The sequence below is a fragment of the Pseudomonas sp. fls2-241-TYG-175 genome, assembly GCF_030209155.1.
Classification (GTDB): Bacteria; Pseudomonadota; Gammaproteobacteria; order Pseudomonadales; family Pseudomonadaceae; genus Aquipseudomonas; species Aquipseudomonas viridiflava.
In genome coordinates, this window is sequence record NZ_JARVSO010000059.1 from 1 (window position 1) to 7,813 (window position 7,813).

General features: G+C 59.8%; 7 protein-coding genes. 3 read left to right on the plus strand and 4 right to left on the minus strand.

All coding sequences use genetic code 11. The annotated features are described in order from the left end of the window. Positions 1-100: 100 nt before the first annotated feature. From QRN20_RS25860 to QRN20_RS25870, 3 genes are all read right to left on the minus strand, one after another. On the minus strand, positions 101-1,288 hold the full coding sequence (locus QRN20_RS25860; protein WP_285361521.1) for an MFS transporter: 1,188 nt from the start codon (positions 1,286-1,288) through the stop codon (positions 101-103). 104 nt (positions 1,289-1,392) lie between these two features. Beyond that, complete coding sequence (locus QRN20_RS25865; protein ID WP_029241740.1) at positions 1,393-2,112, minus strand: carbonic anhydrase; 720 nt, start codon at positions 2,110-2,112, stop codon at positions 1,393-1,395. A gap of 205 nt (positions 2,113-2,317) precedes the next feature. Next, positions 2,318-3,565 (minus strand): DUF1835 domain-containing protein, encoded by a 1,248-nt coding sequence (locus QRN20_RS25870; protein ID WP_122434156.1) that lies wholly within the window; start codon positions 3,563-3,565, stop codon positions 2,318-2,320. A 217-nt stretch (positions 3,566-3,782) separates the two neighbouring features. Here QRN20_RS25870 and QRN20_RS25875 point away from each other — a divergent pair, with 217 nt between their 5' ends. The 3 genes from QRN20_RS25875 to hmpA all read left to right on the plus strand — a co-directional run bounded on the left by QRN20_RS25875 (position 3,783) and on the right by hmpA (position 6,651). Further along, the gene (locus tag QRN20_RS25875) at positions 3,783-4,619 is read left to right on the plus strand and encodes an AraC family transcriptional regulator (RefSeq protein WP_122408718.1); all 837 of its coding nucleotides are present in this window, start codon (positions 3,783-3,785) and stop codon (positions 4,617-4,619) included. 48 nt (positions 4,620-4,667) lie between these two features. Beyond that, complete coding sequence (locus tag QRN20_RS25880; protein WP_029241743.1) at positions 4,668-5,237, plus strand: LysE family translocator; 570 nt, start codon at positions 4,668-4,670, stop codon at positions 5,235-5,237. A 229-nt stretch (positions 5,238-5,466) separates the two neighbouring features. Beyond that, the gene (hmpA, locus tag QRN20_RS25885; protein WP_122466331.1) at positions 5,467-6,651 is read left to right on the plus strand and encodes an NO-inducible flavohemoprotein; all 1,185 of its coding nucleotides are present in this window, start codon (positions 5,467-5,469) and stop codon (positions 6,649-6,651) included. Between the two features lie 3 nt (positions 6,652-6,654). On the opposite strand, the gene QRN20_RS25890 is transcribed toward hmpA, so the two are convergent. Next, positions 6,655-7,602, minus strand: a complete 948-nt coding sequence (locus QRN20_RS25890) for an alpha/beta hydrolase (protein ID WP_285361523.1) — start codon at positions 7,600-7,602, stop codon at positions 6,655-6,657. Positions 7,603-7,813 lie beyond the last annotated feature (211 nt).

The window sequence follows — 7,813 nt, forward strand, 5'->3', positions numbered from 1 at the left end:
CCACGACGCCCGGTGTTTGCTGCGCGACAGCGCTACGTCGAAGACGTGGTGGCGCTTCCCACATTCCACTGTGTGCTGTGGAACGCGGCATGAGCATCGCTCACCGCAAATCAGTACGACTTGCAAACAACCGAAGCGCCAGCCCGCCGAGCAGGGCGGTCAGCAGCCCCATTGTCACGATGATCACGCGAATGCCCAGCGGCCCGGCCAGCAGCGCGACCAGCAGGCCGGCAAACGGCTGTGACAGATTGTTCAACAGCGTCATGACGCCCACGGTCTTGCCGAAATCTTGCCGGGGTATGACCTGTTGGCGGATGCTGCGCATGTAGACGTTGAACATCTTGTCGAACCCGACGATCAGCAGAAAGCCCGCCGCGTAGCCACTAAGGGCTGGACTCAAGGCGCAGATCAAGGCCCCGCTGGTAATCATCACGTACGACACCATACCGAGCGCCCGCATCGGTATCACCACCCGTGCCAGGAAAAACAGGATCAGAATGGTCGTCGCTGCGCCCGCCATCTGCAGTCCCGCATAGCGTTCCTGATCACTGCCGTATTCACCGATGACCATGGCAGCGGAGGTCGCCAGTGTCACGCCGACGATCAGGTTCACTCCGGCCGCCAGGGTGATGAGTTTCTTCAGTTCGGTGAGGCGCCGAATATGCCCGACCGCAATGCTTAATGATTGCCAGGCGCTGTCGTGCTTCTGCTCGAATACCTCGGGGTTCAGGCGGCGAGTGCGTTGCCAGATGAGCGTGGCCAGGTCCGCCAGCAGAAACAGAGCCGCGCAAGCCAGCACCACCCAGTGCCATGCCCACTCGTTCAGCAACAGCACGGCCACCAACGGACCAAGCACCAGCCCTGTCTGATCGGCAATCTGAGAGTAGGAGAGCGTGCGTGCATAGCTGTAGCGCGGGAATACGTGCGGCATCAGCACTTCACGCGCCATCACGCCCTGAGTGGTCAGCACGCCGCATAACGCCGACAGCAGGACCAGCCAGACAAGTCCGCCGAAAACGATGTACAGCAGCATCGCCAGCAGGCACAGAAGTGCCCGGTACACCTGACTGATGTGAAGGATTCGGATCGGAGAGAATTTATCGCACAGCGCTCCGCAGATCGGAAACGCCAGAAAGCGTGGCAGTGACTCGGCAAAGAACGCCAGCCCGGCCCATGACGCGCTGTTGGTGGTCTTAAAGACGACCAGTGGCACGATGAAAAGAAGAATCTGATCGGCCAGTCGCGACAGAAACAGAGCGCTGAAAAACGCCAGATAATCCTTGCTCACGCGACACTCCTTCTGGCGATGATTCTCAATGCCACATCAAGGAGGGTGGCGCAATCCGTGCGCTTGAATCTATCCGACTTTTTTATCTCATACGGCGATTCGTATCAGACGTCGAAGAAATCGACCTTGCCGTTTTCCAGGCTGTAATACGCTCCGACGACCTTGACGGTGCCAGCCTTGATCGGGTTCATCAGGGCTGGCTCGGAAGCGGAGCGCAGACGGGTCACGGTACGCTGGATGTTGCTTTTGACGGAATCTTCCAGAAGGTCTTTGCTTTTCTTGCCCTTGGCTGTCAGGACCGCAGGAATGATCGGCTCGATCATCTGACCGATAGCGCCTTGAAAGACCGTGCCGTCTTCGACCACCGAAACGGCAGCAGCCACGGCACCGCATTTTTCGTGACCCATGACCACGACCAGCGGAACGCCGAGCTGGCTGACACCGTATTCGATCGAGCCCAGTGCGGTGGTGTCGACCGTGTTGCCGGCGTTACGCACGATGAACAGTTCACCCAGCCCACGGCCGAACAGCAGTTCCGGCGGAACGCGCGAATCCGAGCAGGAAATCAGGATGCAGAACGGCGTCTGGCCCTTGGCTATTTCCAGACGGCGATCACGGTTGCCTTCCGTTTTGATGGTGGTGTCTTTCATGAACGCATCATTGCCGTCGCGCAATGCTTTCAATGCCTGGTCGGCAGTCATGTTGGTGCGAGGCGAGGTGGGCGAAGCGGCGTGAGCAATGGAAGGCATTTGCATCAGTGCGGCGGCGGCCGGAAGGCAGCAGGCACCCTGAAGAATCTTGCGGCGTGACAAGGACGAATTCATAAAAAGCCTCAGGCTTGTTAACTGTCGATAAGGGGGCGAATTCAGCGCCCGATGCCATTGTGTTTCGGGCGCAGAATCCGTTCACTTCATACAGTTAATGGAAATTATTTTCCAATTATATTTGTCATCTTTGTCACAAAATCTTCACCGAAAAGTCATCTGGCCCAGCAGTATGTTCCTTCATCCAATCGCACTGTTTACGTCCTCAAACGCGCCATACCGGACGGTTTTCAAGGTTGATCGTCCAGTGAGGCCGACCTGGAACGATGCACACGCCACCCACCCAACGCAGGTGCTGCGCGTGGTCCAGCCAATAAGCGCCCCCGTCGAGTACTCGCTCACCCAAGGCGGTCAGTGCCAAAGTCCGCTGCGGCCATTTCAGGAGCGTTTCTGTTTCTTTCAGCAAAGGAGCCTCCGAGTCGATCAGCGGACGCAGCAGCGCTTGAAACATCATGTCACCTAAAAAAGGCAACGGGTCGCGCTTGTCCATCAGTTCAGCGAAGACGCCACCAAAAGTGGTCGGGCCTGCTTCCTGAAGATACTGCAATGAAAGGCGCTCGGTGAGCGACAGCCCGTCGTCGCTGCCCGGCAGCTCTTGAAGCTGTCGCAACAACGCTGGAGCCAGCAGTCGCAGAGGCAGTTTCGGGTCATGAGCCAGAGCGGCCAGTGCAACAGGCGAGGCATCGCAATAGGCTCGCCATGCCTTGCGAGCGCAGTCCAGCATGTCCTGAGTCACCGGCTTGCGCTGTGGCCACAGCCAGGCAAGAACGTCGGGTGCCAGCTGCCCAATGCCGATGAAACGCTGAATTCCCGGCACCCGGTCCACTTCGATGAGTTCAAGCCGTGGCGGCAGTCGCTCCAGGCTAGCGAGGGTCTTGATCAGAAAGAGCTGGTCGTAAGCATCGGCCTCGCACCACAGGACATTGTGTTGATCGCTGCCCAACTGTTCGAGACGTCCATATTCCTCGTCTGTCCTGCGTGCGACATCGGCGCGATTCATATCAAAGGTTGCGCTGATGAAGTCACTGCGCTGCGCTCGAAATTCTGCGTCCGGCATGTCCTGAACCGGCCCCATGCACAGCGGGTCGCTGAGCATGTGGAACGAGCCTTTGAAACCGGCCAGTTGCAGGCTGTGGGCGATGTCGTTGCCGCACCGCCAGTGCACGGTCCGTGGCTCGTCGCTGGCGTGGAAGTCAGGGTGCTGCGCGGCAAAGGCAACGGCGTCGACATGGGCCTTCAGCTTGGGCCAGCTGCTGAAACCCAGCTGGCGCGCAATCAGCCACTGTGCGTCGCAAAGTGCGGGGGCAAGCGCTCGGCCGGACGTGCCTAGCAGTGCGAGCTGATCGGGGGCATTGCCCTGCTTCAGGCGCTGCAACAGTTCCTTTGCGCGCTTGCGCTGTTGCTCAAGGTTGATGCGGCCGTCCTGGGAACGGAAATCGGTATTGATGGACATACGAGCTCCTTGTACAAACCTTGTCCGCTTGAAGGTCGGGAGTCGTAATGACAAGAGGGTGATGCAGTGTCCTGGGCGCAGCCCTTTCCGCGGATGGAGGCGTGGAGGCGCCGGGCGCAAATATAGACGACCCCGGGCCTGCGCACAAACCTTCTAGACTTTGCGCCTCTGCCGCGCGATAAAAGCAGACACGCTCATCTGCCCACTCAAGCCACTCATGAAGTCAGCCAACTGGATCGACCTCGCTCAGGACCGGGATACCGGGATCGAGACGTTGCGCGCCCATTTTCGTGGGCACGCCTACGATCCGCACTGGCATGACAGTTATCTGGTCGGCGTCACGGAGCAGGGCGTGCAGCAGTTTCACTGTCGCAGACAACGGCATGCCAGCACCTCGGGCCAGGTGTTCATGCTTGAACCCGGTGAGGTCCACGACGGCGACGCGCCGAATGCCGATGGTTTTACCTACCGCATGCTGTATCTGGACCCACACTGGATCGGCCGTGAACTGACGTCGTTATTCGAAGACGCACCGCAGGGCTTCCAGCCAGGTTTTGCCAGCACGCTGGTGCGTGACCCGCGGCTGGCCCAGTCCATCCTGTTTGCCTTTTCGGCGCTGCATGGCCAGGAGTCGCGCATCATCCGGCAGAGTGCGCTGGACGGTTTGCTGGAACGGCTGACCGCCCATGTGCACTGGCGGGCGAGACAGGAACATGACCCTCGATTGCCCTTGGTCGCCCTGCGTGCCCGGGATTATCTGCATGCCCATTTTCGGCGTGATCTGGGGCTGGACGAACTCGCGCTGGCCTGTGGCGTGGACCGTTTCAGGCTGACCCGCGCCTTCAAGGCTGCCTTTGGTCTGCCACCCCACGCTTACCTGGTGCAGTTGCGGCTGTCCATGGCGCGCAGGCTTCTGGCCCGTGGCGCGCAGCCTGTGGAGGTCGCCAGCGATCTGGGGTTTGCCGATCAGAGTCATCTGGGCCGCTGGTTTCTGCGCGCCTACGGCCTGACGCCTGCGGCGTATCGCACACGCTGCACAGACCTTCCAGACTGACATCGTTCATTGCGCGAGCATGACGGCCTGTCATTCAGGAGTCCGGTCATGCTTTCGTTTCTGCTGTTCGCGTTCGTCGCCTCAATCACCCCCGGCCCCACCAATCTGCTGGTGCTGAGCAACAGCGCCCGTTACGGTCTGAAAGCCAGTCTGCCGATCATTCTCGGTGCCTGCATGGGCGCCGCAGGGCTGGTGCTGCTGGTGGGCACCGGCGTCGGTCGTTCGTTGATGCAAGTGCCTGCCGTACAGCCCGTAATGGCTGCCATCGGCGTCGGCTGGCTGACCTGGCTGGCGTGGAAAATTTTCAACAGCCCGGCTGACCCCGTGAGCCCCGATGACAGCCGTCCACGCCTCGGATTCGTCGGCGCGGCGGGTCTGCAAGTGGTCAACCCCAAGACCTGGATGATGGCGCTGGCTGTCGTCAGTGTGTTCAGCCAGGGAACCGTGGCCCACTTGGCGCTCGCGTTCTTCCTCGTGTCGCTGCCGTGTCTGGCCTGCTGGGCGCTGTTGGGCGCAGGGTCCGCACGTTTGCTCAAGTCCGCGCGCGCCCTGCAGTGGCTGAACAGGAGCATGGCGGTGTTGCTGCTGGTGTCTGCCTGGGCGGCTTACCTGCGTTGAACCGTCTGCATTGCAAGGGTGAGTGTGTTCAGATCTGCATCAGGAGCTTCAGTCATTCGCGCAAGCAGTCCGGATAACGTCGGGTCCGAATGACCTGTTCGCCTTGAATAGAGTCATTATGACTCTGTCATTTTGACTGTCATGATCGCTTTGCTCCTGATTTTATTGGGTTTTTCAGTTGGCACGTGGGTTGCTCTATCCAGGTATCGAAACGTTCTGGAGCTGACCCATGCTGACCGACATTCAACGTGACATCGTCAAGGCAACCGTCCCGATTCTGGAGGTGGGTGGCGAAGCGCTGACCACGCACTTCTACCAGATCATGCTGCGCGACTACCCTGAGGTTCGGCCGCTGTTCAATCAGGCCAATCAGGCCAACGGTGCTCAGCCTCGTGCTCTGGCCAATGCGGTGCTGATGTACGCCCGCAACATTGATCGTCTGGAGAACCTCGGTCCGCTTGCCAGCCAGATCGTCAACAAGCACGTGGCGTTGCAGATCCTGCCCGAGCATTACCCTATCGTCGGAACGTGCCTGCTGCAGGCGATCCGCGAAGTGTTGGGTGCCGAAACGGCGACTGACGAGGTGATTGCTGCCTGGGGCGAGGCGTATCAGCAACTGGCTGACATCCTCATCGGCGCCGAACATGAGGTGTACGAAAACATCGCCGCCGCTCCAGGCGGCTGGCGTGGCGGGCGTATGTTCAAGGTTAAAGCCAAGACACCGGAAAGCGACGAGATCACCTCGTTCTATCTCGAGCCTGTGGACGGTCAGCCGGTCATTGCGCACAAGGCCGGTCAGTACATTGGCCTGCGTCTGACAGTGAAGGGGCAGGAAATCCGTCGTAATTACTCGCTGTCAGCTGCATCGACAGGCATCGGCTATCGCATCAGCGTCAAGAAAGAAGTGGGCGGGGTGGTTTCGAATTACCTGCATGAACAGGTTGAAGCGGGTGATGAGCTGGAGCTGTTTCCACCGTCCGGCGAGTTCACCCTGATCGAAGGCAGCAAGCCGCTGGTGTTGGTCAGTGGCGGTGTCGGCATCACGCCAACCCTGGCGATGGCCGAAGCCGCTTTGGAGGCTGGCGGTCGGGACGTGGTGTTCATCCACTACGCGCGGCATGCCGGGGCGCATGCATTTCAGGCAGTGCTCAAGGATTGGCAGGCACGCTATCCGCAGTTTCGTGCCCATGTTGTCTATAACGACACGGTTGCTGATCCTGCCCAACCCAACATTGTCGGCCTGCCTGCGGTGGCGCATCTGCAACAGTGGTTGCCTGCGAACCGGGACGTCGAAGCTTACTTCCTCGGTCCCAAGCCGTTCATGGCGTTCATCAAGCGGGCGCTGCACGATCTGGGTATCCCGGACGAGCAGAGTCATTACGAGTTCTTCGGTCCGGCTGAAGCGCTGGTCTAGTGGTTACAGCGTGCCCTTGTCTGCGCACAGGCAGGCGAGGGCGCGGGTGATGTCCTGTTTGAGCTGTTCGGTCTGAAGGCCCGGATACTGATCGAACATGTGCGGCACGCCGGGGTACACGTGCAATTCCACCGGCACGCCGGATCTGGAAAGCGCGAGCGCGAAGGCTACGTCTTCTTCTAGAAACAGGTCGAGCGCACCGACGCTGATGAAGCTTGGCGGCAGCCCGGACAGGTCATTGGCCAGTGCGGGTGAAAACAGCGCTGCCCGATCATCGTCCAGTGCGTATGCACCTTGCAGGCATTCCCAGCAGAACCGGTTCGCTTCGCGAGTCCAGCTCAGGGTTCCGGTGGTGGGGTTGTCCGCTGACGAAGTGGTCGAGCCGGTGCGGTGGTCCAGCATCGGATAGACCATCAGCAGCCCGGCCAGCCGATACTCGTTTCTGTCCCGCGCCATGATCGACACGGCAGCAGCCAGACCACCGCCTGCGCTGTGGCCCATCACCATTACCTTTTGCGTATCCACGCCGAGTGCCAGCCCTTCGTTGAAGATCCAGGCCAACGCCGCGTAGCAATCTTCAAGCGGGATGGGGAAGGGGTGTTCGGGCGCAAGTCGATAGTCGACGGCCACGATCAGGACATTCAGCTCGTTGGCCAGATCGGCAAGATAATCGTCAGCCATCTCGGGACGGCCCAGCACGAAACCGCCGCCATGGATGTAAAGCAGCGTGGCGAGTTTTTGCGCAGGCTTGAGGCTGTGTTCCGGGCGATAGATGCACAGCCTGATCTGATCCTTCTGTGTCCAGTACTGCTCGTTCCTCGCCTCGTTTGGCTGTTTCCAGGCATCGTCTACACGGCGTCTGATCGCGGGCAGGTTATCGAGCGTCCAGACGCTGGAAGGCTCGTCGAGGAAAGCCTTGTAGGCCGGGTCGAGCAGGTGGTGGGTATTCATCGTTCACTCTCATCAAAAAGTGCAGCAGACACCGGGCTGTTTAAGATGCCCCGATGTCTTTGATACGGCGCGGTCTTGCAGCAAACACCGGACCGTGGGAGGCGGCTTGTCGGCGATGAACGATGACGCGATTTTCCTGACATACCGCGTCGACTGCATCGCCGGCAAGCCGCCTCTTATCAAACAACCTATAACTTACTGAAGAAACTGG

Bases quoted from the DNA above. Each gene is read 5' to 3' on its own strand.
- QRN20_RS25865 (WP_029241740.1), bottom strand. From the start codon at position 2,112: ATGAATTCGTCCTTGTCACGCCGCAAGATTCTTCAGGGTGCCTGCTGC.
- hmpA (WP_122466331.1), top strand. From the start codon at position 5,467: ATGCTGACCGACATTCAACGTGACATCGTCAAGGCAACCGTCCCGATT.
- QRN20_RS25870 (WP_122434156.1), bottom strand. From the start codon at position 3,565: ATGTCCATCAATACCGATTTCCGTTCCCAGGACGGCCGCATCAACCTT.
- QRN20_RS25890 (WP_285361523.1), bottom strand. From the start codon at position 7,602: ATGAATACCCACCACCTGCTCGACCCGGCCTACAAGGCTTTCCTCGAC.
- QRN20_RS25875 (WP_122408718.1), top strand. From the start codon at position 3,783: ATGAAGTCAGCCAACTGGATCGACCTCGCTCAGGACCGGGATACCGGG.
- QRN20_RS25880 (WP_029241743.1), top strand. From the start codon at position 4,668: ATGCTTTCGTTTCTGCTGTTCGCGTTCGTCGCCTCAATCACCCCCGGC.